Genomic DNA, 25,386 nt, shown 5'->3' with positions numbered 1-25,386 from the left:
CCATACGGTTCCGGAAACCAAGGTGTTGATCTTCACTCCATAACAAGGGGACAAGGGGAGAAATGTTAAGAATTGGGGAGCGTGGATAGATGAAAGGAATTATTCTGGCGGGCGGCTCGGGGACGAGGCTGCATCCGTTAACGAAGTCGATCTCCAAGCAGATCCTTCCGGTGTACGACAAACCTATGATTTACTATCCGCTATCTGTCTTGATGCTGGCAGGCATCCGGGAGATTCTGATCATCTCGACCGGAAGAGATGTCCGATTATTCCAGGACCTTCTGGGCACCGGCGAACAGCTCGGACTATCCTTTCAATATGCGGTGCAGGAACAGCCGCGGGGGCTTGCAGAGGCATTCCTGATCGGGGAGGAATTCATTGGTGCGGATCATGTGTGTATGATTCTGGGGGATAACATTTTCTATGGACAGAGCTTCAGCTCTATTCTGGAGAGAACCGTCCGGCGGCGGGAAGGTGCCACGATCTTCGGCTGCCATGTGCAGGATCCTTCCGCCTACGGCGTTGTGGAATTTGATAACATGGGTCGAGTGGTTGCACTGGAAGAGAAGCCGCTGTATCCCCGTTCTCATTATGCAGTGCCGGGCTTGTACTTCTATGACCGGCAGGTCGTGGAGATTGCAAGACACATTAAGCCTTCGCGGCGCGGTGAAATCGAGATTACGGATGTTAACCAGGAATATTTAAACAGAGGGCAACTCAATGTGGAGGTGTTCGGCCGGGGGATGGCTTGGCTGGATACCGGAACGCCGGATTCGCTGCTGGAGGCCGCTAATCTGGTCGAGACCGTCCAGAAGCGGCAAGGGCTCTACGTGGCCTGCATCGAAGAGATTGCCTTCAATAAAGGCTACATCACCAGAGAGCAACTGCTGGAGCTAGCCCGGCCGCTGCGTAAGCTGACCTACGGACAATACTTGTCCAGCATAGCAGAAGAATCTCTTGTTGAGGGTAGCTGAGATTCATGAACAGCGCAGAAGAGAATGTTCCAGCTTGACTGACGGACACATTCTGGACTTGGAGCATATATTGGTATTCACAGAGCAGAGGAGAATTGGTGGATGGTGATGAAGCCCATTCTGATGAGTTCATCCACTAAGTCCACACCAAACCTGTACACTTGAATACTACTATATTAATCATTAAGTATGCTGCTGACCGGGGTTGTCCGTTGAGCATTATTCCCTGCGCATACTGGAATGAAATCCAAATCTGTAAGGATGTGACCATGTAATGGCTTTTTTATCAACAGGACCTATTGAGAATAATCCTGTGAACGGAGTGAGACCTACTCAGCAGGTTACAGTCAAAATTGATAACCGCAGCGAGGCTTCTGCGTACTCATTAACCATTCAGGGTTATCAATTGACCGGCGGAACGAGAGTGATGTACGTAAGCGAATTACTCAATGTTGCAGCGAACCAGGTAATCACGAAGAATTACTATGCCGACGTCAATGCTTATGAATTCACATTTATTACATCACCGAATTCATCGGAGGAAGTTGAGCCGGTGCAGATCTCGCTATGGGGCAAGAACGCAGCGGGTCAATTGGTAACGGCACACCGTTTAGTATCGGAAGAATTGTTAGGGGCAGACAGAGGTGGTAGTGGCGGCGGAGCCACAGGTCCGGCGGGAGCAACAGGCCCGGCAGGAGAGAGAGGCCCGGCAGGATTACCAGGGGCGCCAGGAGAAGCTGGACCAGCAGGACCTACAGGACCTACCGGGCAAGGGGGGGGAGAATCAGGAGCCACAGGAGCCACAGGAGCCTCAGGACCTACAGGAACAACAGGAGAACCTGGACCTACAGGAACTACAGGATTCCAAGGCCCCCAAGGAACCACAGGGCCCGGAGGAGGAGCTCGGGGAGACACAGGTCTTACAGGAGCTACCGGAGTCACGGGTCTTACTGGGGAAACGGGAGCCACAGGAGCTACCGGAGTCACGGGTCTTACCGGGGAAACGGGAGCCACAGGAGCCACCGGAGTCACGGGTCTTACCGGGGAAACGGGAGCTACAGGGCTTACAGGAATGACAGGAGTCACAGGAACGACTGGTCCTGTATTAGCAGGTGAAGGCTTCTCGGTATTTCTGCCAACCTTGGTGACAGGCACCACGGCCACGTTTGTTGGCTGGGAAGAAACGTCGCCGTATTACGGCAATGCGGCATTCGATGCAGTTTTGGGTGAATACACCGTTCCAGAAGCAGGTAGGTACTCTATTGAAGCTACAATTAACTTTGCTTTTGATGCTGCGGTCACCACAGCGTTAGGTGCAGATGTGAATCCGTCATTAGTGGTCCAAAAAACTACGCCAGCTCCAGCTATAGATCTGGTCACCGGATTATTACCGGTACTGGATGTGGCTGTCGCCGGAACTTTAACCCTTAGAACACTTCTTAGAAGCGGTACTGTTACCTTAGCAGGTGAAGTGGAGCTTGCGGCAAATGATGTGATCAGCCTCATCTATCAGCCAGATGGATTGGCGCTTAATTTGGATTTAGGTGCTACAGATCCAGGTGTTGTATGGTCTGTTCACAGATTAACCTGATCCTGAAAGGAACCTGCTTTATTTTGCAGCGAGCTTAAGGGCCATCCTTTGCGGGATGGTTTCTTTTTTATATTTTTGTATATCGAATCATTCTCAGGAGGCGGGGAGATGGAAGCAGAACAGGAAGGTCTGTTCAGTCTGTGTATGATTGTGAAGAACGAAGAAGCTGTGTTAGGACGTTGTCTGGACTCGGTCAGAGACCTGATGGATGAGATCATTATTGTGGATACGGGATCGACGGACAGGACTGTCACTGTGGCAGGCTGGTATACAGAGAAGGTGTTCACTTATCCGTGGGATGAGGATTTCGCAGCGGCCCGCAACTATTCCTTTGAACAGGCGACGATGCCTTACGTGTTCTGGATGGATGCCGATGAGCTTCTGGCCGCACCTGAAGCGGAGAAACTGGCCCGCTTGAAACGGCAACTGAAGGAGGAACAAGCCGGTGTAGAGGTGATCTTGATGGGAAGCCGGCTATTTCCACAGCCCTCCCAAGCGGGTTCCGCTTTAGTAGTGGTCCATTCGGAATATCGTCCCCGGATTGTCAGAAGCGGGCAGCATTTCCAGTGGCATGGGCGTGTCCACGAGGAACTGGATATTGGAGCAGGCGCTTCCATGAACACGGATATTTACATGGACCATCGTCCATCCGCTGTTCATACGGAACGCAACCTGCAGATTCTGAAGCGCTGGATCGCTGAGGAAGGCAAGGCTGAAGGAAGGCTGCTCTTTCACTATGCGAATGAATGCTTCGAGACACGGGACTATCAAGCTGCGGCGACTTCCTATGAAGAGTTGCTGAAGGAACCAAACGGCTGCAAAGATGAACGGATTACAGCTTGTCTGCGGCTGTCCGAATGTTACCGGGAGCTGGGGGAAGCGGGGCTCAGGCTGAATAGCCTCTTCCGCTCCTTCAGCTACGGGCTACCCCAGGCGGATGTCTGCTGCGGTGTCGCCGGATTCTTCGAGGAGCGCAGAGAGTGGGAGAGTGCAATCTACTGGTATCTCCAGGCGATCGCCCGGCAGACAGCAGGACCGGGGAACCGTCCTGTCTCCCAAGCTTATTATACCTGGCTACCTCATGTCTTGGTCAGCCGCTGCTGCGCCGCTGCAAGAGAATGGAAGCAGGCCTGGCAGCATAATGAGCAGGCCTTGGCTTACCTGCCGGGTAATCAGGTCTTGCTTGGCCAAAGAAGCGAATTGCAGAAGGTGCTGGAAGAAAGACGGGGCAGGTCAGAGTAATGCAGAAGCAGGCAGCCGTGGGTTACAACTGCCTGCTTTATTGTATTTATTGAAGCTCAAGGGAAGTCATGTCGCGCTAAGGTCAGCGCTGCCTCAAGAATCAGATCCTCCTGACCGGCCACGACCTTCCGGCGTCCAAGCTCGACCATGACCGCCTTGGGATCAACATTGTACTCCTTGGCAATCCGTTCCACCGGCTTCACGAAGCCGGAGAACACACCGGCCATACCGCTTACGATACTCATGCTGCCGAGTTTGGGCGCTTTGGCGAAGGCACTCTCTGCTTGCTCTGCCAGCTCAAGCAGCGCATAGAGCTCAATTCCTGTGTCCCAGCCGGATTGATGAAGCGCTCCAACCAGCACCTCCAGCTGCGCATTGCCGGCCCCGGCGCCGAAACCGCGTGCTGTGCCGTCAAGGATGGAGGCTCCCGCCTCGGCGGCAGCCAGTGAGTTGCCGATTGCCAGGCCCAGATTGTTATGAGCATGGAAGCCCACAGGGATGTCAAGGATGCTGCGCAAATACTGAATCTTTCCGGTGACATCCTTGGGCAGATAAGCACCTGCCGAATCCATCAGAATGACGGCTTGTGCTCCGTAGCTCTGCATCTTAAGAGCTTCGATGCTCAGCACCTCAGCGGGAGCCATATGAGACATCATAAGAACACCGTAAGCGGTCCGGTTCTGTCCGCGCACATATTCGATATGGCGTTTTGTCAGATCTGCCTCTGTGCAATGGGAGGCGACACGCACGATATCGACTCCCAGATCCAGGGCAGCCCGCAGATCGCGGTTAATTGTAGCGAACCCTGGAATGACATGGATCGATAACAGCGTGTGCCGGAGATTGCTTCTGCAGATGGACAGCATCTCTTCATCAGACAGCAGACTTTCACCAAGCTGAAGAGAGGAGGCACCGAGGCCGTTGCCATGTCCGACCTCCAGCACTGCTAGCCCTGCCTTCTCTGCCATCCGGGAATAAAGATCCAGATTCTCCCGGGTCAACTGATGCTTCACAGCATGGGAGCCGTCCCTAAGCGTAGGGTCGCTAATGATAAGTGGGAGCATGATCATTCTCCTTTGCACACAATAAGCGAGCGTCTGGCATATTCTTCTGCCAGGGCGATCGCCGCGCAATTAATAATATCCAGATTTCCGGCATAGGTGGGAAGGAAGTCGCCAAGTCCCTGGACCTTGACCATCATGGCGATTCTGCCGTTCTCAATGACCGGAGGTACAATAATCTGATAGCCTGGGACATAGTGTTGAATTCGGGTGACCATTTCCTCTACTGCCTTGCTAAGACTATCCATATCTGGTTCAGGAACAACGGCGAAGAGTGTAGTCTGCATATCTATACTGGGAATGGCAGGGTTCAGATTAAGGATGGCCTTGGCCCGCCTGCAGCCGGTATAGCTGCGGAGAGCATCCTCAGTAGCTCCAATATATTCATCCAGGTTAATTCTTGTGGCAGGTCCTGCGCTCAGAGAGGCGATGCTTGATACAACCTCTATATACGATAACTCCTTTTGGGACTGGGCAATAGCATAGGCTAGCGGCACGGAAGCCTGGCCGCCGCAGGTGATCATATTTACATCGTTACTGTCCAGACATTCCTGCAGATTCACAGCCGGGATACACGTTGTCCCTAGCTGCGAGGGTGTCATATCGATCACGAACTTGCCCAGTTCCTTCAGCAAGGGATAATGACGGATGTGGGCGGCGGCAGAGGTAGCATCGATAACAATGTCGCAGCATCCGGGATTGTCCAGAATGGCATTGATGCCTCTGTCGGATACCTGTACGCCAAGCTCCCTGGCAAGCTGAAGTCCTCTGGAATCCGGGTTTCTCCCTGAGAAGAGGGAACATGTCAAGGACTCGGAGCGCAGAACTTTGATAAGCAGGTCTGTCCCGATATTGCCGCTTCCCAGAATGGCAACGTTCAGCTGATTCGTGCGCATGGCAGTCACTCCAAGCAATTAGATTGGTATTCATCCCTCGGCAGAAAAGGGAACATATCATCGTAAGCTGTAGATATCATCGTTCCATCCTCCAGCTGACGGGAGGATACACGCGGAATGAGCAGTTGATCGGTTGGTGTCATAATCTCACAGATCATCGGCCCCGGGTGGCGGAACAGCTCGTTAAGCTGATCATCCAGGTGGTCAAGCTGTGAGATTCTCAGATAGCCTAAGTCAAACGTCTCGGCAAGCCGCTCGAATGGAACGAAGCTTACCCCGGAATCCGGTCCTTCCCCCAGATAACGCCCGCCCATGAAGTTGGACTGGGTATGGCGGATCAGCAGATAACCGCCATTATTGATCAGAATGAACTTCACAGGCAGCCGATGATGACGGATGGTCTGCAATTCCTGCAGATTCATCTGAAACGATCCGTCACCTGTAATACAGAAGACCTCTCTTCGGCCAGCGGCTACCGATGCACCTATGGCACCGGGCGTATAACCCATAGTGGATAATCCGCCTGTGATGATATGCCGTTGCCCGGCTTTGACTTTGAAGGCCTGGGCATGGACATGGAAGCAGGAGCCGGTGTCAACTACGAAGAGGGCATCCTCTGGTGCGAGCTCTGAGAACCGGGTCATGAAGCGGTAGGAATTGATGCCGCTGCTGTCATCGTCATATTCAGGCAAGTCAACAGGGTAACGCTGCTTCCAGTATTGTGTCTGCCGGACCCACCCGGTATAAGAGGCTTCTCCGTCCCATAACGCAGTGAGCCTTATGAAGAAATTGCGGGCTTCTCCCTGCACCGGAATGTCAGGAATAACCGAGGGCTTATTCAATTCCCTGGCATCAATATCCACATGGATTTTGAAGGCATTCTTGGCAAAGTCGGCAAAATCATAACCGACCAGCCCGATCCCAAGCCGGCAGCCCACGGTTAGCAGAAGATCACAATTCTGTACCGTAAAATTCGCTGGCCGGTCACCGTATGTACCGGGACGGCCGACAAACAGGGGATGATCATGATCCATCAGGTCCATTCCCAGACGGGAGGTCAGTACGGGAATGCCGGTAGCTTCCGCGAATGCATGCAGCGCTTCTACCGCATCTCCATGCCGGACGCCTGCACCTGCCAGCAGACAAGGCCGCTTGCTGCGCTTCAGCGCAGCAAGAACCTGATCAAGCTCAGCATCTGTGATCTCGTGTACCTTGGCTATTGGTTCTGTGAATCCCGGGAAGTCATCCGGGTCAAAGGCTGCGCCTTGCAGATCCACCGGCACCTCCAGATAGACCGGACCTACCCGGCCGTTCTTGGCGAGATAGATGCATTTCTCCACTTCATAACGGACTTGTGAGAGGTCCTCCAGCCTGACAGCATATTTGGTAATCTGGCGAAAAATATCCAGAGAATCGAAGCCTTGCAGAGCGAATTGCCGCGGTCCTTTCACCTGGGCAAGCGCAACCTTGGAATTCCCACCAACTACAATCATTGGGGAAGAATCGACATAAGCTCCGGTTATGCCTGTAATGGTATTCAGCGCTCCAGGCCCTGCGGTAACGTAAGCGACGCCAAGCTTGCCGGTCATCCTTCCGTAAGCCTCAGCGGCCATTGCGGCAGCCTGCTCGTGGTGACAGCAGACATATTCCTGCTTGCCATGCTGGTAGAGCGCATCGGTCAGATGCATAATCATTCCCCCGGTGACCAGGAATACGGTCTCCCCGCCTTCATCATATAAAGAGTGCGTGATATAATCCGCAACCCTCATTCTCATTTATGCTTCCTCCTTCCTGAAACACAGCCATACCCATAGCATGCCGGCTTCACTTGACTTGATAAGCCTATTTATATGCGGATTTTGCGGGAATAGGTCCATAAGATTCACTTCATCCGGATTTTCTCCTGGACCTGACGGTTCAGATGGACTCATAACTTGTGCAGTTAGTGAATAACGTATATGTAAATGTCTTAATGAAAAAGGGGCTATTCTCTTGAACAATCCACCATCACTTCTGAAGGAGACGGGTTACATATCGAATCCATCCAGCGTTTCAATAGGTAGAAATGTCACGGTGCAAGGCGGGTATTACTGGAACATTCATGAACCGGCTTCGGGCAATACTCCCCAACTTACAATCAGGGATGGGAGCCGGTTAGAGACAGGTTTGCATGTGCAGTGCAGCCATAAAGTCCATATAGGCCGGAATGTGATGATTGGGCCTTATGTCAGCTTGACGGACTCTGTAGCGGCTTCAGTCAGACCAGGTTATCCAGGCTGGGCACAAGCGACAGATGTTCTTAAAACCAGCGGGGAACTGATAGTGGGCGATGGAAGCGTAATCGGTGCACACGCTGTAATTGACGGACCGGTCAAGATCGGGAAATTCAGTATTATTGAGCCTAACAGTGTTGTTGTGGATCATGTTCCAAGCTTTTGCAGAGTCTCGGGTAATCCGGCTGTTGTTACACAAGTATTCGTTCCTGAGTTACTGGAGTGGGTTAAAGTGAACAGTGATACGGAGAGAGAGTCCGCACTTGCCCGCCGCACAGAACATCCACTGCTGTCGATCGTGATTCCGACCTACAATCGCGTACATCATCTTGGCAATAATCTGCAATCCATCTATAATCAGGTCTCCGATGAGGATCTAGTTGAAGTAGTGGTGTCAGATAATGCATCGCCAGATAATACACAGGAGGTAGGCCGTGTATACACTAACCTATTCTCCAGTTTTCGTTACAGCCGCAATGAACAGAATATCGGTGGCGACTTGAACATCGCTTATGTCAGTACGCTGGCTAATGGCAGCTTCATTAAACTACAGGGAGACGATGATTACTGGCTGGATGGAGCGCTGATTGATTTCATCGGAATTCTTCTGGAGCATTTGGATTGCGCGCTGATTCATACGATGCCATTTCATCCTGATAACCGGGTTTATACTTTAGAGGGCGGTGACTTATTCCTGGCTCATACGAGTAATAATGCAATGCAAATTTCTATGAATACTATGAAAAAATCCGTGTGGGATCAAATTGAGGATAAAAGCAAATATGCTTATACAAGTATTAATCAAATCTACTGGTTCTATGAAATTCTAATTCTTGATCCTAAGTTTTGCATTATCAATCGTAATTTTTATCTTTACGCAGGAATAATTCCGGAGGGATACAACGTAGGTGAGGTATGTATTAAACATTTCCTGGATGCATTACACCATTATGAAGGCCGTACCTTGAAGAGTGAGACCATTCAAGAGGAAAAAAAGAAACGCTTCTACAATGTGATTCTACCATTGTACGGAACAATTGTTAGAAATAGATTTGCCAGTGATGTGTCTAACCTTGAGCAGTATTACACGGACTATTATGCGAATGAAGATTATTATGAGGATGGTCTGCTGAAGCTGCGGGAGATCTCGGTGATGCGGCCATGATAAACAATAAGCGTAAGACTATTGCCATTCTAGGAGCCACGGGTCATATCGCCAAGAACCTGATTCTCGGTCTTGCAGCGGCGCAGGAATATGAATTGTATTTATTCTCACGGTCCAGGGAGAGAATGGCCCTTTTCCTGGCGGAGAACCAGCTTCAGGAGCGTGCCCGGCTCTGTGAATACAATGAATTTGCACATGCGGCGGACTATGATGTGATTATTAACGGGGTGGGAATCGGAGATCCGCAGAACCTGGTTCAACATCCGTTCCAGGTCTTTCAGATTACTGAGCAATACGACAATCTGATTCTGGACTATCTGCACAAGAATCCGGCTGCTATATACATCAATCTGAGCAGTGGGGCGGTATACGGGTCTGAATTTGATCAGCCTGCTACGGACGGGAAATGGCTTAAGCTTGATCCCAACCATCTGTCCGCTCAGGAATTTTATGGGATTACCAAGCTGAACATGGAGGCCAAACACAGAAGTCTGAGCCAGCACCGCATTGTGGACTTAAGGGTCTTCGGTATTTTTAGCGCGTTCATTGATTTGAACTCCCGTTATTTGCTGACGGATATTATTCACCACCTTAGAAAGGGAGAGATACTGCACACCTCACCGGACAACATCGTTAGGGACTATGTGCATCCCGAGGATTTGATCCAGCTTATCAAGCTGTGTATGAGGGAAGAGGCAGGAAATGAGGTATATGATGTGTTTTCACTGAATCCTGCGGCGAAGTTTGAGATTCTGGATTACTTTGCAGATCACTACGGGCTTAGGTATGAAATAGAAGATAACTCTTCCTATAACTCGATAACCGGCTCCAAGAATAACTATTATTCACTTAACCATAGTGCCACCCAAATAGGCTACCTGCCCCGTTACACCTCACTTCAGAGCATACAGACCGGTTACAGGCATCTGTCCCGAAATTAAATTCATGAATTCCCGCCCTTAGGGAATTATAGAATTCTTAGAGACCTCTCTAATTCTGAACACGATAAGGACGGAATTCATGAAGCAGACTTCTGAATCAACGGGCAATGAGAAGAAACTGAAGTGGTGGCAGCTCAGCCTGCTCGGCATTGCGGGGACGATCGGGACCGGGTATTTCCTCGGCTCGGGGCTGGCGATCTCGATGGGCGGTCCGGCGGTGCTGCTGGTGTACCTGCTCGCGGCGGCGGGAACCTATGCGGTCTTCGATGCTCTAGCCCGGATGACCGCGGCGCAGCCGGAGCAAGGCTCCTTCCGCTCTTATGCCAAGCAGGCCTTCGGGGACTGGGCGGGGTTCGGCAGCGGCTGGTTATACTGGTTCTCGGAGCTGCTGATTATGGGCAGCCAGCTTACGGCGTTGTCGATCTTCTCGCGGTTCTGGTTCCCAGGCGTGCCGATGTGGATATTTGCAGCCGGGTATGCGGTGGTCGCTCTGGGGATTGTATTCTTCGGCAACAAAGGCTTCGACCGGGTGGAGAACGTGCTGGCCGTCATCAAGGTGGCGGCTATTCTTATGTTCCTGGTGATTGCGGCCCTGCTTCTGGCAGGCTGGATTGGCGGTGGCAAGTTCACTCCGAAGGTGCCAATGAGCTATAAGGCATTGTTCCCGTCAGGGGGCATCGGGTTATGGTCCGCCTTCATCTTCGCCTTCTATGCCTATGGCGGGATTGAGGTGCTGGGGATTATGTCTTACCGGCTCCAGAAGCCGGAGGAAGCGCCGAAGGCGGGGAAGGTGATGCTGCTGGGGCTGGGAACGGTATACATCTTGTCCATTGGACTGGCGGTGATTATGGTGCCGCTTAGCGCCTTTAACCCGAAGGAAAGTCCGTTTGTTCTGGCTCTGCGCAGCGACCATCTGGCCTTCGTGCCCCATCTGTTTAACGGCGTGCTGATCATTGCCGGCTTCTCAACGATGACTGCGTCGCTGTATGCGATTACCTCGATGATGCTTACGCTGGCCCAGGAGGGGGATGCGCCCAAGGTGTTCTCCAGGAAGTGGAAGGACAAGTATCCGCTGCTGGCGCTGTGCCTGATCGCGGGCGGTCTGACGGGTACGGTAATTATGGCCTTATTGCTGCCGGGCAAAGTCTATGAATACGTCACCACCGCCGCCGGGCTGATGATTCTCTATAACTGGGCGTTCATCCTGCTCTCCTCGGGCAAGCTGCTGAAGCGGGGCGTGCTTAGCGGAGTGAAGCGCTGGAGCGGGCTGGTGCTGATTCTGGCTGCGGTCAGCGGCACGCTGTTCCATAAGCTTAGCCGCCCGGGCTTCTATATCAGCCTTTTGATTGTAGCTCTGATTGGGCTAAGCGACTGGATACTCCAGCATTACCGGAGCAAGCACGGGCACGAGGCAGCAGACAAGGAGCAGCGCTCCGAAGCGGATACAGGAAGCTTCCATTCATTGCCCGGAGGGCCGGGCTTCCGGATTAAGGGCATCCGGCTGCGGAAGAACAAAATCTAATGAAAGAACAGCAGCCGGGCCGCCTGAATCCCGAAGTAGAAGCCGAAGCCGACCAGCGACAGGCCGGACAATACGGAGATGGCTTTCAGTACCCGCTGAGTCAGGAATTTGCGGAACATGCTGGAGGCAGCGGCCATCGTCATATCCCAGAGCAGTATTCCGAGGACAATAGCCCCGCTGTAGATCAGGAGCTGCTGCATCGGGTATTCATTAACCGCCTTGGCTAAGATTGAGCCGTAGATGCCCAGCCAGAACAGAATGGACAGCGGATTGAACAGCGACATGAGGAATCCCGACACGAAGGATTTGGATAGGGAGATCCCGCTGCCCCTCGTTTCTGCTGCCGTGATCTTCCCCGAGTGCATGATGCTTTCAATACCGGTATAGACCAGCACGAAGAAGCCGAACAGCCACAGGAAGGCCTTGACGAACGGGGCATCCAGCAGATGGATCATCCCCAGATAGACCAGCAGCATGTAGATAATATCGGCGCTGATGGCCCCGAGACCCACCACCCAGGCCGGCAGGAAGCCTCCGCGCAGCCCCTTGTCCAATTGGGCGGCATTAATGGGGCCGATGGGAGCTGACAGGGATAACCCCAGCACCATATAACCTATGAATATGTTAATGTTGTCCTCCTCCTTTATTCTATATAGATAGCTTATTCCACTGGATGGGAGAATAGGACAACCAGACCTGAAGAAGGCCCGCGAAGAATCGCGGGCCTCTTGCTTTACAGATGCTGGAGCTGCTGCGTTACGCGTGGACCGTTTCAGGTCTCTTGACCAGCAGCGGCGGGGGAACCAGCCAGCCTTTTTTCTTCAGCAGATGCAGGTTCTTCAGGCCGATGGCCGCCTTGGTGAGATGATATTTGGCGAACAATGCGCCGATATCCTCACGGATGGACTGCCCCATTGCCTGGCTGCACGCTACCATCCCAACCGCCAGAGTGGCTGCAACCATGGCTGCAATCTCAGGGTCCGTGAACCGTGCGCCCACCGGAATATCCTCCAGTCTCGCTTCAGGCCGGTTCGGGAGTGCCGGAGCAGCAGCAATGCCCTGCTCTGCAAGCAGCGAGTCGCATTCGCTGATTTCCAGCTCCGCCTGGTCGATCATGGCGGCCAGAATTTTTTTCAGGTCGCTGTCCCCGGCGTGATACATATGAGCTCTGTAGCCGGATAAAGCACCCTTTGCTGCCATTGAGGTCTCCCACAGGGTAAAGATCTCTCCATAATGCATCGGCTCTTCCTTGGGGTTGCCGCCTAGAATTCCTGTCATAGGTAAGCTCCTTTACGGTTGGATTTGAACATGGAGTAGCATGTCCCGCAGGAAACGGAGATATTACAGTGCGAGGTTGTGAATTTGTTTACACGGATAAAAGGCTGACTGTCATGCCATAATAAGCAGATGTGAAGTCAGGGTGGAGGAATAGAAGCTTATGCTTATTAATGTGATCATCGGCTGTATCATTCCCTGGTGTATCGGCAGTTATTTTCTCAGAAAAGACAGCGTAGTCATCCTTCATATCGCACCGATTGCCAGTGTAATCGCCTTTGCATTCGATGAGATCGGGTACCACATGAAGTGGTGGAGTATCACCCCGACCGGGCCTGGAGTTATTTCGTATCTTCCATATAATCTGGGGGTATTTCCGGTGATCTCCTGTCTGCTCATCTATACGGTGAGGAGGACATCCCTGAATCCGCTGCTGCTGATCCTGCTCTTTACGTGCGGCAAAACCTTGTTTGAGTTCTGTTTGGTCATCAGCGGCAAAGTGAGGTATGATCACGGCTGGAACCTGGGCTGGACGTCCATATCGTATGTACTGGCCTGTTCGTTGTGCTACAGCTGGTATCTGATGATTAAAGGCAGGTCCCAAGGGGTATAAATACAGCCGTTAGACCGACAATAAGCAGGATGCGAATATAAAAGAAGGTGGTTCGTCCATGAAGGTGTCAAAAGAATCCCAAGGGGAAAAGAGTTCAAAAGGGGCGCTAATCGCGCTCGCCTCCATCCCGCTGATTATGACACTGGGCAATTCGATGCTGTTGCCGATTCTGCCCCAGATCTCGAAGGAGCTGGGGGTGAGCGCTTTTGGGGTCAGTATGATCATCACGGTCTATGGCCTGATCGCCATCCTAATGATCCCGGTCGCCGGCTATTTATCGGACCGCTTAGGGCGCAAAAAAGTGATTCTGCCCAGCCTGATCCTGGCCGCCCTGGGCGGTGCCGGATGTGTGGCCGCTGCCTGGTTCTTCACAGGAGTGACGGCTTACTGGATCATTCTTGCCGGACGTTTCGTCCAAGGGATCGGTGCCGCAGGCGCTTTTCCCATCGTCATTCCCTTCGTGGGTGATCTGTTCAAGGATGAGAAGGAGGTGAGCAAAGGGCTCGGAATTATTGAGACCTCCAATACCTTCGGAAAAGTGGTAAGCCCAATCCTGGGTGCTTATCTGGGGACACTGCTATGGTATGCGCCGTTTATCGCCATTCCTGTGCTATGTCTGATCTCTTGTATTCTTGTGATCTTCCTCGTTAAGAAGCCCGAGGCGGAGGAGGAAGCGGAGAAGTCCAGCTTGAAGGAATTCCTGGACGGTATTAAGAGCGTATTGCATGAGAAGGGCCGCTGGCTGTACGCGATCTTCGCTATCGGCGGCATCTGCATGTTCGCCACCTTCGGGGTACTGTTCTATCTATCTGAGATCCTCGAATTGAGATATAACCTGCACGGGGCCTACAAAGGCTTTGTACTGGCCATTCCGCTTGCTTTGCTATGTCTGGCCTCTTACGGAAGCGGTAAGATCATCGGCAAAAACAAGCTGCTCATGAAATGGCTCGGCTTCGGCGGCATGGCCTTACTGACGGCTGCCACGCTGATTACCGGCTTCAATGAGAACATCTATTACATGGTCGGGTTCCTGAGTCTAAGCGGAATCGGGATCGGGGTGGTCCTGCCCTGCATGGATGCGCTGATTACCGAAGGCATTGAGAAGGAGAACCGGGGCACGATTACTTCCCTCTACAGCAGCATGAGATTCATCGGGGTCGCGCTGGGCCCGCCGGTGGTGTCCCTCTTGATGAACCGGGGACACTGGACCTTGTTCTTCACCATGGCGGGCGTAGGGGCCGTCGGCGGGCTGTTGAGCTTCTTCGCGGTAAGACCCAGCAAGGAGGATTCCGAAGGAGAAGGCCGGACAGAGCGGAATTCGTTGGCGAAGAAAGGAAGTCCTTTGCGCCAGCGTGCCCGGTAGGAAAGCTATATACAGCAAATAAGGGGCGACCCAAGCGGGGTGCGCCTTATTTGCTCTTTTACATACGAATGCCGGCTTTCCCGCAATCCTGTGAAAATAATACACTTTTGCTCCGGCCGGGAAGCGAGCGGAATTCACGGATTTAGCGGATCAGCTTTAATCAAATCCGTATCTCTCTGAATAGACTAACTTATATATGAAATTACCATAGCAAGAGCCGACAGAGATTTTAGGAGGGCACCTATGTGAATGGATGGAACAGCAGCAGACCTGTGTTTGAGACGGATGAGCGGGGGATACATCTGAATACCGCTTGGGAAGGGCATCGCAGATTCGGCTACGACTTGGTCTGTCATATGCAGCCGAATCGGGTGGTGGAGTTAGGAACTTATTATGGAGCTTCTCACTTCGCCTTCTGCCAGGCCGTCAAGGATCATGGGCTTGCAACGGAATGTTATGCAGTCGATACGTGGCTAGGCGACCAGCATTCGGGATTGTACGATGAATCCTGTTATCAATCTGTGCTATCCTCGTCGGCCACCTATTACCCCGGGATCTCCCATCTGCTGCGCATGACCTTCGACGAGGCATTGCTTCAATTTGCAGACCGAAGCATTGACCTTTTGCATATTGACGGTCTTCATACTTATGAGGCGGTCAAGCATGATTATGAGTCATGGCTGCCGAAGCTGGCGGATAACGGCGTTATTCTGTTCCATGATATTGCGGCTATGCAAGACGACTTCGGCGTATACCGCTACTGGGAAGATCTACAGATGCAGTACTATGCATTACAATTCGAGCATAGCTATGGACTTGGCGTTCTGATGCCCAAGGGCTGCTCCCCGGTAACCTTGCACATGCACGCTAACTGGAATGTAATCAAGCCGCTGTATCCTTAATGAATACAGCATGAATTATCCTGCTGAATACAATTTGCTTCAATCAAGGTCACTTCCCTGCGGCGAGCATCCTGCGGATGGTCTGGACGACCAGCTCCGGCTGGTCATGAATGACCATATGCCCGCTCTTCTCGGCGACAATAAGCTCACTATTGGAAGAGAGCTTCAGCATGTTACGCTGGCCCTCCTGCAAGATAGCTTCGAGCTGTCGGCCCGCTTCTTCGGAAACCCCGAAGGATGCGTAATCCTGGGGCAAGCCCCGGGCGATCACCTTGACCGGAAGCGAGCCGAAGCTCTGTCCACGGATTGCATCCTCGGTTGAGCTGGCCAGGGAGGCTTCCTGCTCCTTGGCGGCAAAATAGCTTGGCGTGGATATGACGTTAATGAATTCCCCGCGGTCTTGCTCGGCAACCAGGCCTTCCAGGAGCTGATTCTGGAACAGCCGAAGCGCACCGGAGCGCTTGAGCAGGCTCAGCAGGGAGGCACTGGGGTTGCCGGCAAACTTCTCGGCGGCCAGAATCGGCTTCGTCTCGCGATCGTCATTCTCGGGTCTGGCATCAATAAGCACCAGCCCGGTCACTTCCTCCGGGTACGTCTGCGTGAACAGCCGGGCGTACATGCCGCCAAGGGAATGGCCGACCATCAGGTACGGGCCGGGAACGTCTGCATTCTTAAGGGCGGTGTGCAGCTCGTTCACAATATTGGCGCCTGAGCGTTCCGTATCCGCCTGCTCGCTCCAGGCATACCCGGCACGGTCGTAAGTGACCACGGTGGCATGTGCAGCTAACTGTTCAGGGATATCTCTCCACGACAGGCTGGTTTCGCCGCTGCCTGCTTCCAGAATGATAGCGGGTGCTCCCGCTCCTAACTGGCGAATGTGGAGGTTATAGCCTCCGGCATCCACCAGTTGACCTGGTGCAGGATAGCCTTTACGGGCGGAGCTGGAAGCAATGGCTTCATACAGGAAGCCCGACCCTGCGATAAGAACAAATGCAGATACAAGGATTAATATGATCTTGAACAGCCTGCTCCGCAATTTGCGGGAGCCTGGACGCTTGACAGGGACTGGATTTTTCACGTTGGCTAATGACTCTCCTTTTTAATACAATTGTATTATTTAAAATAGTATAGCAGCCTGTCCGCTATTCAAGCAAGCTCCGTTCTGTTGATCACCCGTTTGAATCTTCCTCGACAAGGGTAAAATACAGACAAATAACTTCGGAAGAGAAAGGCGGTAAGCTTATGCTGTGGGGATTAATCGGATTGATTATTGTGGCGTGGCTGTTTGGTTTTATTTTTCATGTAATGGGCAATCTGATTCATCTTCTGCTCTTTGTAGCGGCAGTTCTGTTCGTGGTCAACCTGGTCAAGGGACGGTCGCGCAGATAAAGGGGAATGAGCGGGTAGGAATAGGCAGCAAAGCATATGCCCCGGTGAAGGAGGCATGTGCTTTTTTATGTTCAGTCTGGCGGATGCCTGGACACCTATTCCCCGGTTGCCTATAATAAATGAAAATGAATGAAAATGTACATGGAGGAGATTCAATGCGCAAACCGATCATCGCCGTCGATATGGATGATACCATCTGCCATCTCGTGAAGCGTGCGATATACCACAATAACATTGAGTTTCCTACACATCCGCTTCGCTACGAAGATATGATGGATTGGAACACGGACCATCTGCGCCACCCGGACAGCACCATGGACCTGTTCTTCGGCCGACCCGGCCTGTACGAGGAACTGGAGCTGTTCGACGAATATGTGGTGGAAGAGATGGAGAAGCTGCACAACGCCTATGATGTTATTATTGTAACGGCCGCTGTACCGAAGACGGTGCTGGAGAAATGGAACTGGCTGCAAAAGCATATGCCGTATATCCCGGCCGACAATTTCTTCACCTGCAAGCGGAAGCATCTGATCGGCTACGACCTGCTGATTGATGACGGCCCGCATAATCTGCTGCCCGCCGTTCAGGCAGGGAAGAAGGTGCTCTGCATCCCACATCCGTGGAACCTGAGAGCACGTGAGCAATACTCTTTTCCGCTGATGACCTCCTGGGAGGGTGCCAAGGAACGGGTGGATGAGATTTTGCAGGCGTAGGCTGAACCTGATCTTAACCTGAACCTGATTTATCGCTTGAAGATGAGCCTCGCTTGTGCGGGCTTATTCTGCTATGTCCGAGAGATATCCACCGCCTGTACTGCCGTAAATCCGCTGTCGAACATTATCAATATTTGCTGTATGATGGGTGTATCTTTGCGTTTCTTGCTCCAAGGAGGATTGCAGTTTTGTCTAAAGGGTTAAAGAGTATGGTTAGTCAAAGTAAAAAGCTGAGTCTCACCACGTTGCTCACAGGTCTGGTGACACTGGTGGTTCTCCTAACTTCGAGTATTCTTCTGCTAGGTTCTTATGAGTCCAAGAAGCGTTCCTTAATGGAGACTACGCTTCATCTGAATTACATCAATGCTGACCGTATGTCGAGGACCATGGATTCATTATTTCAGTCTATGTGGGGGAGTCTGGAATACAACGCTGCAAGGCTGTCTGACATAGAAGCTATGCCGGTTCAACAAGTGAATGATTCTCTGGATCTGATGCGCAGCAGCAGCAATTTCTTCAATTCCATCACCGTGGTCGACGCCAGCGGATTCGTCCGCCATGTCTCACCTGCCAGCATAGGGACTACAGGCAAGCACATCACCTCAGAGAATAGCAAGGAAGCATTAGCGCTCCGCAAGCCGTATACCTCTTCTCCATACCTGACTGCCAATACCAAGCGGTTAATTGTATTTTTGAGCCAGCCCATCTTCGATGCTGCGGGTACGTACGCCGGAATGCTTAGCGGCACCATCTACCTTCAGGAGAATAACGTTCTGTCTGAGATTTTTGACAATGTACAGGAGGATGACTCGGGGTCTTATTATTATATTGTGGACTCCGAAGGCCATCTGGTGTATCACCCGGATAAGGCGCGGATCGGCACAGATGTCAGCAGGAATGAGGTTGTGCAGCAGCTGATGAATAAGCAAAGCGGAGAACAGCGGGTGACGAGCACCCGGGGCATCGAGATGCTGGCCGGTTATTCCAGTGTGCCTGCCAATGGCTGGGGGATTGTGGTCGTCTCCCCGATTGGCCACATTCATCAGGAGCTGATGGGACATATTCGTATCCTGATCGGGTATACCTCCTTGCCGTTCATCATCCTGCTGCTGGGCGTTATTCTGCTGGCACGCAAGTTTGCGCGCCCCTTCGTCTATCTGGCAGATGTCGTGAGCAAAATGGGCAAGGAACAGATAGAATTGCAGGAAGCGAAGCGGTATTGGAGCCGGGAGGCTTACTTACTGACAGACGGAGTGTCGCTTGCCCTGGCCAATATTCAGCAGCAGACTGAGCAGTTGACCCATGAAGCCGAAACGGATGTGCTTACCGGTCTGATGAACCGCAGGTCCCTGGAGCATACGATCAGCCAGCGGATGAGCTCTGGTGTTCCCTTTTCACTGGTGCTGCTGGATATAGATAAGTTCAAGCTGGTCAATGACACGTACGGCCATAATCTGGGCGATGAAGTTCTGAAGCATGTCGTCCGGGTCATCGTGACTTCACTTCGGCCGGATGATATCTGTTACCGCTACGGCGGGGAAGAATTCGTTATTCTGCTGGCCCGGACCACGCCTGCTGAAGCCTTCAGCGCTGCTGAGCGAATCCGTCTTGCGGTTGAGCGGAGCCAGGGGCCGATTGCAGCGAAGCTTACGATTTCACAGGGGATTGCCCACTACCCTTCCCATGCCGCCGATCTTACGGGACTGCTTGTGAAGGCGGATCAGGCCTTGTATCTGGCGAAGAGCAGAGGACGCAACCAGTCCGTGATTGCGGAATCCTAGCAGAATTTACTTTGAATTGTGACTGTCGCGCTTTGAAGGCTTTTGCGTTATAATCGAGAAAAATTTCCTGAAGGTGGAGCAATGTGAGAATTGGTACAAAAAGATTACGCCTTCAGACCACCATCACCCTGATGATCTGCCTGATCGTCGTGCTGGTGCTGCTGATTGTGTATGTGATGTTCGGCATGAGATTCTCCGAAGAAGCCCGGGCTTCTCTGGAGAACAAGGCCATCACTATTGCCCGGACGGTCTCCCGCACGCCGGGGGTGGTTGACGGGCTGCTTGCAGAATCCGATTCCGGCAGCATCCAGCGTTATGCAACCGATATCAGCGCCATTAATGACGTTCAATTCGTGGTGGTGATGGATATGGGAGGCATTCGCCGTTCCCATCCTGATCCGGCCCTGATCGGCAAGCATTTCATGGGCGGGGATGAGACCGATGCACTGCATGGCAAGGAGACCATATCCGTGGCTGAAGGCTCGCTCGGTTATTCAGTGAGAGCGTTCTCACCGATCTTCGCCTCTGACGGCAAGCAGGTTGGAGCAGTAGCGGTAGGCATATCGCTTGGCAGCGTCCGTTCCGCCGTTCAGCAGAACCGCTGGATTATCTACTCGGGCATCCTGGTCGGCGGGCTGATGGGGATATTCGGTGCCATCCTGCTCGCCCGTAAATTCAAGCGGATGATGTTCGGCATGGAGCCGGGCGAGATTGCCAAATTGCTGGAGGAGCGCAGCGCCATGCTGCAATCGACCAAAGAAGGGATTCTGGCCGTCGACAAGGACTCGCGGATTACCCTGGTGAATGCCGAGGCCCGCAGACTGATGGGCAGTGTCGGCTTGAACCAGGAACCGGTAGGCAGGCAGGCTGGGCAGTTCTGGCCGCTGCTGCGGATGGAGAAGGTGCTGGAGACCGGGGAAGCCTTGCAGGATAAGGAAGTGGAGCAGAGCGGTATTACGCTGCTGGTGAATGTGGTTCCGGTCAAGGTGAACGGAGTGATTGAGGGGGCCATAGCCACGTTCCGGGACAAGACCGAAATCAGTATTTTGATGGAGCGACTCTCAGGAATCTCCCTGTATGCAGAAGCACTGCGTGCCCAGACCCATGAATTCATGAACAAGCTGCATGTCATTATGGGGCTGAATACGATGCGCAGATACGACCGGCTGGAAGAATATCTGACCGATATTGTGCAGAACATCCGGACGGAGGCGGACTCCGTGGTCAGACAGGTCAAAGACCCGGTGATGGTCGGCTTCCTGCTGGGCAAGCTGAGCAGAATCAGAGAGGCCGATGTGCGGCTGGTTATTCTGGACGACGGTGTGCTGCCGGAAGCTGCGGATCATGAGACCGCACGGGAGCTGGTCACGATATTCGGCAATCTGCTGGACAATGCGCTAGAGGCCTTGCAAGGGGCGGACAATAAGCTGATAGAGATCGGATTCTGCCATAAGGACAATCTGCTTACCCTGAAGATTAGCGACAACGGCCCCGGCATCTCTGCGGAGGATGGGAATCATCTGTATGAACAGGGCTACTCGACCAAAGGCAAAGACCGGGGCGTCGGGCTGTATCTGGTGAAGCGGAGTGTAGCCAAGCTGGGCGGGACGATTGACTACCAGAGCCGGGCGGATCAAGGAACCGATTTTACTATACGGTTGCCTTATCTTGCGAAGCATGATGATAACCAGATGAAGACTGATGATTAACTATGAAGAGTGTGGATAACTGATGAAGAGGGTTGAGACCCAATTATGATAAAAGTACTGATCGTTGAAGATGACCCGATGGTATCGGAGATGAACAAGTTTTATTTGGAGCAGGTAGAGGGCTTCCGTGCCCAGGGCTGGGCCAGCTCTGCCTCCGAAGCGCTGGAGCGGCTGGAGGAGCAGCCGTATGACCTGATTCTGCTGGATATTTACATGAAGGACAGCAACGGGCTGGAGCTGCTGGCCGAGATCCGGCACAGGGGCATTAAGATTGATGTGATCGTCATCTCGGCGGCGAGCGACAAGGAGAGCATCCGCGAAGCGCTCCAGAACGGAGCGGTGGATTATCTGATCAAGCCTTTCGAGTTCTCCAGGCTCCGGGCCGCACTGAACGGGTACCGGGAGCAGAACCGGCTGTTCCGCAGCCAGGACCGGCTGAACCAATCGGAGCTGGACAGGCTGTCCCGGTTCAAGCAGGAACGGACGACCTCGCAGGAACTGGCGAAGGGCTTCACCCGTCAGACCCTGCAGACGATCTGGCGGGCCGTCGAGGCCTGCGGCTGTGACTTATTCTCGGCGGAGGACATTTCGGCTGTATCCGGAATCTCCCGGGTCTCCACCGGCAAATACCTGGTCGGGCTGACGGAGATGGGCGTGCTGGAGATGGACCTCGTCTACGGCAGCATCGGCCGTCCGGTGCAGAAATACCGGCTCGCTCCGAACGGCAAGGGATTGATTACTAAGTATATTTGAGTATAACTAACTAATCCTGGAGCTCCTGCCGCGCAACCTGCGGCGGGGCTTTTTGTGTTGCGCAGACATTGGAAGTGGGCTGGGAGCTGAAATGAAAGGGATAAATCCCCCGTTCCCAGCCCATTCCTGATAGCGCTTACTTTAATAATTTACAAAACCCCTTTATTACTTTCATAAAAACAAAAGCGCTTTCAAAGCAGCTATGATGAATTTGTAAAAGAGTTAAGGAGGTAAGGTTAACATGCAAAAAGCAATTCAACCCCCGCTTTCGGTACCGGAACAGCAGCCTGTTGTACTGAAGCAAGGAGAACAGGGTTTCGTCCAGAAGGTTCTGCACTTAAAGGTAGGCGTTATTCCGCTCCCATTGTATGTGCTATTTGCACTCATTATTTTTGCGGCTTCTGTGCTTGGTGAACTGCCCAACGACATGATCGGCGGCTTTGCAGTAATTATTGTACTGGGGGTGCTGCTCAGTGATCTGGGCTTCAAGCTTCCGATTCTCAAGAATATCGGCGGTCCCGCGATCCTCTCACTAATGATCCCATCCTTCCTGGTATTCTGGAATGTGCTTGATCCTTCGGTGCTCGAATCGGTCAACACGCTGATGAAGACATCGAACTTCCTCTACCTGTACATCTCGATTCTGGTAGCCGGAAGTATTACCGGGATGAACCGGACCACGCTGATTAACGGCTTCATCCGCATCTTCATTCCGATGATGGCCGGAACCCTCGCCGCAGTGGCTGCGGGCCTGGGTGTAGGGATGCTGCTCGGTTATAGCGCACACCGGACGTTGTTCTACATCATCGTTCCGATTATCGGCGGCGGCGTCGGTGAAGGGATTCTCCCGCTGTCCATCGCGTTCTCGCAGATCCTCGGCGGGGAATCCGGCTCCTATGTGGCCCAGATGATTCCGGCGGCGGTGATCGGCAACGTGTTTGCGATTATCGGAGCGGGACTGCTCAAGCGGATGGCTGACAAAAATCCGTCCATCACCGGGAACGGTGTCCTGGTGAAATCGAAGGACGGCCAGAAGCTGGCGGGCAGCACGTATGACAGCGTGAAGCCGGACTTCCTGCTGATGGGCGCGGGCCTGCTGTTCGCCTGCGGATTGTTCATCACCGGACATCTGCTGTCGCCGTTTGTCGGCATTCCGGGTCCGATTCTGATGATCTTCGCAGCGGCCTTATTGAAGATTTCCAAGCTGCTCCCGTCCAAAATCGAGCAGGGCGCATATCAGCTCTACAAGCTGGTCTCCGGCACTTTGACCTGGCCGCTTATGGTCGGCCTCGGTATGCTGTACATTCCGCTGAAGGATGTCGCCGCCCTGATCTCGCTTCCTTATATTATTGTCTGCGCTACCGTTATCGTGGCGATGACGATCACCGGCTATTTTACCGGCAAATGGGTCAATATGTATCCGGTTGAAGCGGCCATTGTTACCGGCTGCCGCGGCGGCCTTGGCGGAACAGGCGATGTAGCCATTCTGTCTGCCTCGGGACGCATGGAGCTGATGCCGTTCGCACAGATCTCCACCCGTATCGGCGGAGCGATTACAGTAGTTGTAGCCACGCTGCTCATCTCCGTCTGGGGCGGCTGATCAGGGGACTCAATCCGTAGAAGAGACGTCTGAATCACATGAAATCGCATCCAATCGTGTCTAAATCGTGGACAATTTTCAGGTGTCAGCTTTTATCTTGCCAATCCGATAATTATCGCGGAGAATGACTAAGGGAGTATATGAAATGCAGAGTTGACGGGCCTGCATACGGGTCTGGTACGGTTCCGGATGCAGGTATATCCGCTATATATAGTAAGATCTGAGAATAGATGCAAGCAAACGGTTAACCAGTTGAATGGAGGAGTTATTCATGGAACTATTAGAAGAAATTATGCTGCTGCATAAAGGCGGTAAGCTCGAAACTACTCTGAAGCATCCGATTCTGTGCAAAGACGACCTGTCCAAAGTCTACACGCCGGGTGTGGCGAAGGTCTGTCAGGCGATTGCCGACGATCAGTCCCAGGCTTACGAGCTAACCACGAAGAAGAATACCGTAGCTGTCATATCCGATGGTACGGCTGTACTTGGTCTTGGCGATATCGGGCCGAAGGCGGCCATGCCGGTCATGGAGGGCAAAGCGGCGCTATTCAAGCAATTCGCAGACGTCGACGCCGTGCCGATATGCCTGGACACCAAGAATACCGAAGAGATTATTGCGATTGTAAAAGCGCTTGCCCCGACGTTCGGCGGCATTAACCTGGAGGACATCTCCTCTCCGCGCTGCTTCGAGATTGAAGCCAGACTAAGAGCCGAGCTGGACATTCCCGTCTTCCATGATGATCAGCATGGTACGGCAATTGTCGTGACAGCCGGACTGCTGAATGCGCTCAAGGTATGCGGCAAGGATATTAAGGATGTCAAAATCGTAGTCAATGGCATAGGTGCAGCCGGCATCTCCGTCTCCAAAATGCTGCTGCATGCCGGAGCGGTCAACCTGATCGGCGTGGACCGGGAGGGCGCGATTAACCGGCTGGCGGATTATGAACGCAGCCACTGGAGCGATTACGCCCGGATTACGAACCCTTATCTTGAAACCGGAAGTCTGTCCGATGTGATCAAAGGCGCAGATGTCTTCATCGGAGTCTCTGCACCGGACGTGCTGAAGCTGGAAGATGTGCTGAACATGGCCACAGACCCGATTGTGTTCGCCATGGCGAACCCGATGCCGGAGATTGATCCTGCCATTGCTGCGCCGCATGTAAGAGTCATGGCGACCGGCCGTTCCGACTATCCGAACCAGATTAACAATGTGCTGTGCTTCCCGGGGATATTCAGAGGCGCGCTGGATTGTGAAGCTACGGATATCAATGAAGATATGAAGCTGGCGGCAGCAGAGGCGATCTCCTCAGTGATTGACCCGTCTGAGCTGCATGAGAAATATATCATCCCGGACGCCTTCGATCCGCGTGTAGTAGAGAGAATCCGCATGGCTGTAGCTGAAGCGGCAGCTAAGAGCGGCGTAGCCCGCAAGGACCTGCTGGTCGGCATTAACTGATACCTATATTAATGAAGATACACCAAACGGCAAGCTCGTCAGATGAGCTTGCCGTTTTTTGCGGAATTTATATGGTTTAGGGTTTGTGATGATGGAATTGGGGTAATGAACGGGAGATTCTGGGCCGGATATGGGAATTCCGGCTGTACATAAATATGAACCTGGAG

Annotated in this window: 22 protein-coding genes; 16 read left to right on the top strand and 6 right to left on the bottom strand. The window is 52.7% G+C overall.

What is annotated here, in order from left to right; all coding sequences use genetic code 11:
- The first annotated feature begins 89 nt into the window (after positions 1-89).
- The 3 genes from rfbA (at position 90) to NST69_RS21445 (ending at position 3,807) form a co-directional block, all read left to right on the top strand.
- A complete protein-coding gene (gene rfbA / locus NST69_RS21455; protein WP_339249902.1) occupies positions 90-974 on the top strand; it encodes a glucose-1-phosphate thymidylyltransferase RfbA in 885 nt (294 codons plus the stop codon).
- Between the two features lie 274 nt (positions 975-1,248).
- Positions 1,249-2,565: a YVTN family beta-propeller repeat-containing protein gene (locus tag NST69_RS21450; protein WP_339249900.1), complete on the top strand. Its 1,317-nt coding sequence runs from the start codon at positions 1,249-1,251 to the stop codon at positions 2,563-2,565.
- 108 nt (positions 2,566-2,673) lie between these two features.
- Complete coding sequence (locus NST69_RS21445; protein ID WP_036731498.1) at positions 2,674-3,807, top strand: glycosyltransferase family 2 protein; 1,134 nt, start codon at positions 2,674-2,676, stop codon at positions 3,805-3,807.
- A 56-nt stretch (positions 3,808-3,863) separates the two neighbouring features.
- Here NST69_RS21445 and dmpG read toward each other — a convergent pair whose 3' ends face one another.
- Genes dmpG through NST69_RS21430 form a run of 3 tightly spaced genes read right to left on the bottom strand, consistent with a single transcriptional unit; the run spans position 3,864 to position 7,539 of the window.
- The gene (gene dmpG / locus NST69_RS21440; RefSeq protein ID WP_036731500.1) at positions 3,864-4,871 is read right to left on the bottom strand and encodes a 4-hydroxy-2-oxovalerate aldolase; all 1,008 of its coding nucleotides are present in this window, start codon (positions 4,869-4,871) and stop codon (positions 3,864-3,866) included.
- A gap of 2 nt (positions 4,872-4,873) precedes the next feature.
- Positions 4,874-5,764, bottom strand: a complete 891-nt coding sequence (locus tag NST69_RS21435; RefSeq protein WP_339249897.1) for an acetaldehyde dehydrogenase (acetylating) — start codon at positions 5,762-5,764, stop codon at positions 4,874-4,876.
- A 5-nt stretch (positions 5,765-5,769) separates the two neighbouring features.
- Positions 5,770-7,539, bottom strand: coding sequence for a thiamine pyrophosphate-binding protein (locus NST69_RS21430; RefSeq protein ID WP_036731504.1), 1,770 nt, complete (start codon positions 7,537-7,539; stop codon positions 5,770-5,772).
- Between the two features lie 217 nt (positions 7,540-7,756).
- Here NST69_RS21430 and NST69_RS21425 point away from each other — a divergent pair, with 217 nt between their 5' ends.
- From NST69_RS21425 to NST69_RS21415, 3 genes are all read left to right on the top strand, one after another.
- Positions 7,757-9,202 (top strand): glycosyltransferase, encoded by a 1,446-nt coding sequence (locus tag NST69_RS21425; RefSeq protein WP_155991671.1) that lies wholly within the window; start codon positions 7,757-7,759, stop codon positions 9,200-9,202.
- Positions 9,199-10,143: an NAD(P)-dependent oxidoreductase gene (locus tag NST69_RS21420; protein ID WP_342547065.1), complete on the top strand. Its 945-nt coding sequence runs from the start codon at positions 9,199-9,201 to the stop codon at positions 10,141-10,143. Before NST69_RS21425 ends, NST69_RS21420 begins: the two co-directional genes overlap by 4 nt.
- A 79-nt stretch (positions 10,144-10,222) precedes the next feature.
- Positions 10,223-11,665, top strand: coding sequence for an amino acid permease (locus NST69_RS21415; RefSeq protein ID WP_340951123.1), 1,443 nt, complete (start codon positions 10,223-10,225; stop codon positions 11,663-11,665).
- On the opposite strand, the gene NST69_RS21410 is transcribed toward NST69_RS21415, so the two are convergent.
- Complete coding sequence (locus NST69_RS21410; RefSeq protein ID WP_342547064.1) at positions 11,662-12,273, bottom strand: LysE family transporter; 612 nt, start codon at positions 12,271-12,273, stop codon at positions 11,662-11,664. The genes NST69_RS21415 and NST69_RS21410 overlap by 4 nt on opposite strands.
- A 148-nt stretch (positions 12,274-12,421) precedes the next feature.
- Complete coding sequence (locus NST69_RS21405; RefSeq protein WP_340951127.1) at positions 12,422-12,943, bottom strand: DUF3231 family protein; 522 nt, start codon at positions 12,941-12,943, stop codon at positions 12,422-12,424.
- Positions 12,944-13,103: 160 nt separating this feature from the next.
- Between NST69_RS21405 and NST69_RS21400 the strand changes: the two genes are divergently transcribed.
- The 3 genes from NST69_RS21400 (at position 13,104) to NST69_RS21390 (ending at position 15,818) form a co-directional block, all read left to right on the top strand.
- Complete coding sequence (locus NST69_RS21400) at positions 13,104-13,553, top strand: CBO0543 family protein (RefSeq protein WP_342547063.1); 450 nt, start codon at positions 13,104-13,106, stop codon at positions 13,551-13,553.
- A 58-nt stretch (positions 13,554-13,611) separates the two neighbouring features.
- Positions 13,612-14,916, top strand: coding sequence for an MFS transporter (locus NST69_RS21395; protein ID WP_342547062.1), 1,305 nt, complete (start codon positions 13,612-13,614; stop codon positions 14,914-14,916).
- 245 nt (positions 14,917-15,161) lie between these two features.
- Positions 15,162-15,818, top strand: a complete 657-nt coding sequence (locus NST69_RS21390; protein WP_036731516.1) for a class I SAM-dependent methyltransferase — start codon at positions 15,162-15,164, stop codon at positions 15,816-15,818.
- A 49-nt stretch (positions 15,819-15,867) separates the two neighbouring features.
- Here NST69_RS21390 and NST69_RS21385 read toward each other — a convergent pair whose 3' ends face one another.
- Positions 15,868-16,896, bottom strand: a complete 1,029-nt coding sequence (locus NST69_RS21385; protein ID WP_342547061.1) for an alpha/beta hydrolase — start codon at positions 16,894-16,896, stop codon at positions 15,868-15,870.
- Positions 16,897-17,060: 164 nt separating this feature from the next.
- Here NST69_RS21385 and NST69_RS21380 point away from each other — a divergent pair, with 164 nt between their 5' ends.
- The 7 genes from NST69_RS21380 (at position 17,061) to NST69_RS21350 (ending at position 25,219) form a co-directional block, all read left to right on the top strand.
- Complete coding sequence (locus tag NST69_RS21380; protein WP_155991672.1) at positions 17,061-17,207, top strand: lmo0937 family membrane protein; 147 nt, start codon at positions 17,061-17,063, stop codon at positions 17,205-17,207.
- Between the two features lie 155 nt (positions 17,208-17,362).
- Positions 17,363-17,920, top strand: coding sequence for a 5'-nucleotidase (locus tag NST69_RS21375; RefSeq protein WP_036731518.1), 558 nt, complete (start codon positions 17,363-17,365; stop codon positions 17,918-17,920).
- A 188-nt stretch (positions 17,921-18,108) separates the two neighbouring features.
- Positions 18,109-19,701 carry a diguanylate cyclase gene (locus NST69_RS21370; protein ID WP_340951148.1) on the top strand — a complete coding sequence of 531 codons (1,593 nt, stop codon included), beginning with the start codon at positions 18,109-18,111 and terminating at the stop codon, positions 19,699-19,701.
- Positions 19,702-19,784: 83 nt separating this feature from the next.
- Complete coding sequence (gene dcuS, locus NST69_RS21365; RefSeq protein ID WP_342547060.1) at positions 19,785-21,410, top strand: DcuS/MalK family sensor histidine kinase; 1,626 nt, start codon at positions 19,785-19,787, stop codon at positions 21,408-21,410.
- 45 nt (positions 21,411-21,455) lie between these two features.
- A complete protein-coding gene (locus NST69_RS21360; RefSeq protein WP_342547059.1) occupies positions 21,456-22,163 on the top strand; it encodes a response regulator in 708 nt (235 codons plus the stop codon).
- 241 nt (positions 22,164-22,404) lie between these two features.
- Complete coding sequence (locus NST69_RS21355; protein WP_342547058.1) at positions 22,405-23,763, top strand: 2-hydroxycarboxylate transporter family protein; 1,359 nt, start codon at positions 22,405-22,407, stop codon at positions 23,761-23,763.
- A 271-nt stretch (positions 23,764-24,034) separates the two neighbouring features.
- Complete coding sequence (locus tag NST69_RS21350; RefSeq protein WP_036731528.1) at positions 24,035-25,219, top strand: malic enzyme-like NAD(P)-binding protein; 1,185 nt, start codon at positions 24,035-24,037, stop codon at positions 25,217-25,219.
- Positions 25,220-25,386: the final 167 nt, after the last annotated feature.

The sequence above is a fragment of the Paenibacillus sp. FSL P2-0089 genome, from assembly GCF_038595095.1.
Lineage (GTDB): Bacteria > Bacillota > Bacilli > Paenibacillales > Paenibacillaceae > Paenibacillus_AQ > Paenibacillus_AQ silagei.
This window is presented reverse-complemented; position numbering and strand designations above follow the sequence as displayed.

What these genes read in the sequence shown, in the direction of transcription:
- rfbA (WP_339249902.1), top strand. Translation starts at nt 90, where the DNA reads ATGAAAGGAATTATTCTGGCGGGCGGCTCGGGGACGAGGCTGCATCCG.
- NST69_RS21450 (WP_339249900.1), top strand. Translation starts at nt 1,249, where the DNA reads ATGGCTTTTTTATCAACAGGACCTATTGAGAATAATCCTGTGAACGGA.
- NST69_RS21445 (WP_036731498.1), top strand. Translation starts at nt 2,674, where the DNA reads ATGGAAGCAGAACAGGAAGGTCTGTTCAGTCTGTGTATGATTGTGAAG.
- dmpG (WP_036731500.1), bottom strand. Translation starts at nt 4,871, where the DNA reads ATGCTCCCACTTATCATTAGCGACCCTACGCTTAGGGACGGCTCCCAT.
- NST69_RS21435 (WP_339249897.1), bottom strand. Translation starts at nt 5,764, where the DNA reads ATGCGCACGAATCAGCTGAACGTTGCCATTCTGGGAAGCGGCAATATC.
- NST69_RS21430 (WP_036731504.1), bottom strand. Translation starts at nt 7,539, where the DNA reads ATGAGAATGAGGGTTGCGGATTATATCACGCACTCTTTATATGATGAA.
- NST69_RS21420 (WP_342547065.1), top strand. Translation starts at nt 9,199, where the DNA reads ATGATAAACAATAAGCGTAAGACTATTGCCATTCTAGGAGCCACGGGT.
- NST69_RS21415 (WP_340951123.1), top strand. Translation starts at nt 10,223, where the DNA reads ATGAAGCAGACTTCTGAATCAACGGGCAATGAGAAGAAACTGAAGTGG.
- NST69_RS21410 (WP_342547064.1), bottom strand. Translation starts at nt 12,273, where the DNA reads ATGGTGCTGGGGTTATCCCTGTCAGCTCCCATCGGCCCCATTAATGCC.
- NST69_RS21405 (WP_340951127.1), bottom strand. Translation starts at nt 12,943, where the DNA reads ATGACAGGAATTCTAGGCGGCAACCCCAAGGAAGAGCCGATGCATTAT.
- NST69_RS21400 (WP_342547063.1), top strand. Translation starts at nt 13,104, where the DNA reads ATGCTTATTAATGTGATCATCGGCTGTATCATTCCCTGGTGTATCGGC.
- NST69_RS21395 (WP_342547062.1), top strand. Translation starts at nt 13,612, where the DNA reads ATGAAGGTGTCAAAAGAATCCCAAGGGGAAAAGAGTTCAAAAGGGGCG.
- NST69_RS21380 (WP_155991672.1), top strand. Translation starts at nt 17,061, where the DNA reads ATGCTGTGGGGATTAATCGGATTGATTATTGTGGCGTGGCTGTTTGGT.
- NST69_RS21375 (WP_036731518.1), top strand. Translation starts at nt 17,363, where the DNA reads ATGCGCAAACCGATCATCGCCGTCGATATGGATGATACCATCTGCCAT.
- NST69_RS21360 (WP_342547059.1), top strand. Translation starts at nt 21,456, where the DNA reads ATGATAAAAGTACTGATCGTTGAAGATGACCCGATGGTATCGGAGATG.
- NST69_RS21355 (WP_342547058.1), top strand. Translation starts at nt 22,405, where the DNA reads ATGCAAAAAGCAATTCAACCCCCGCTTTCGGTACCGGAACAGCAGCCT.
- NST69_RS21350 (WP_036731528.1), top strand. Translation starts at nt 24,035, where the DNA reads ATGGAACTATTAGAAGAAATTATGCTGCTGCATAAAGGCGGTAAGCTC.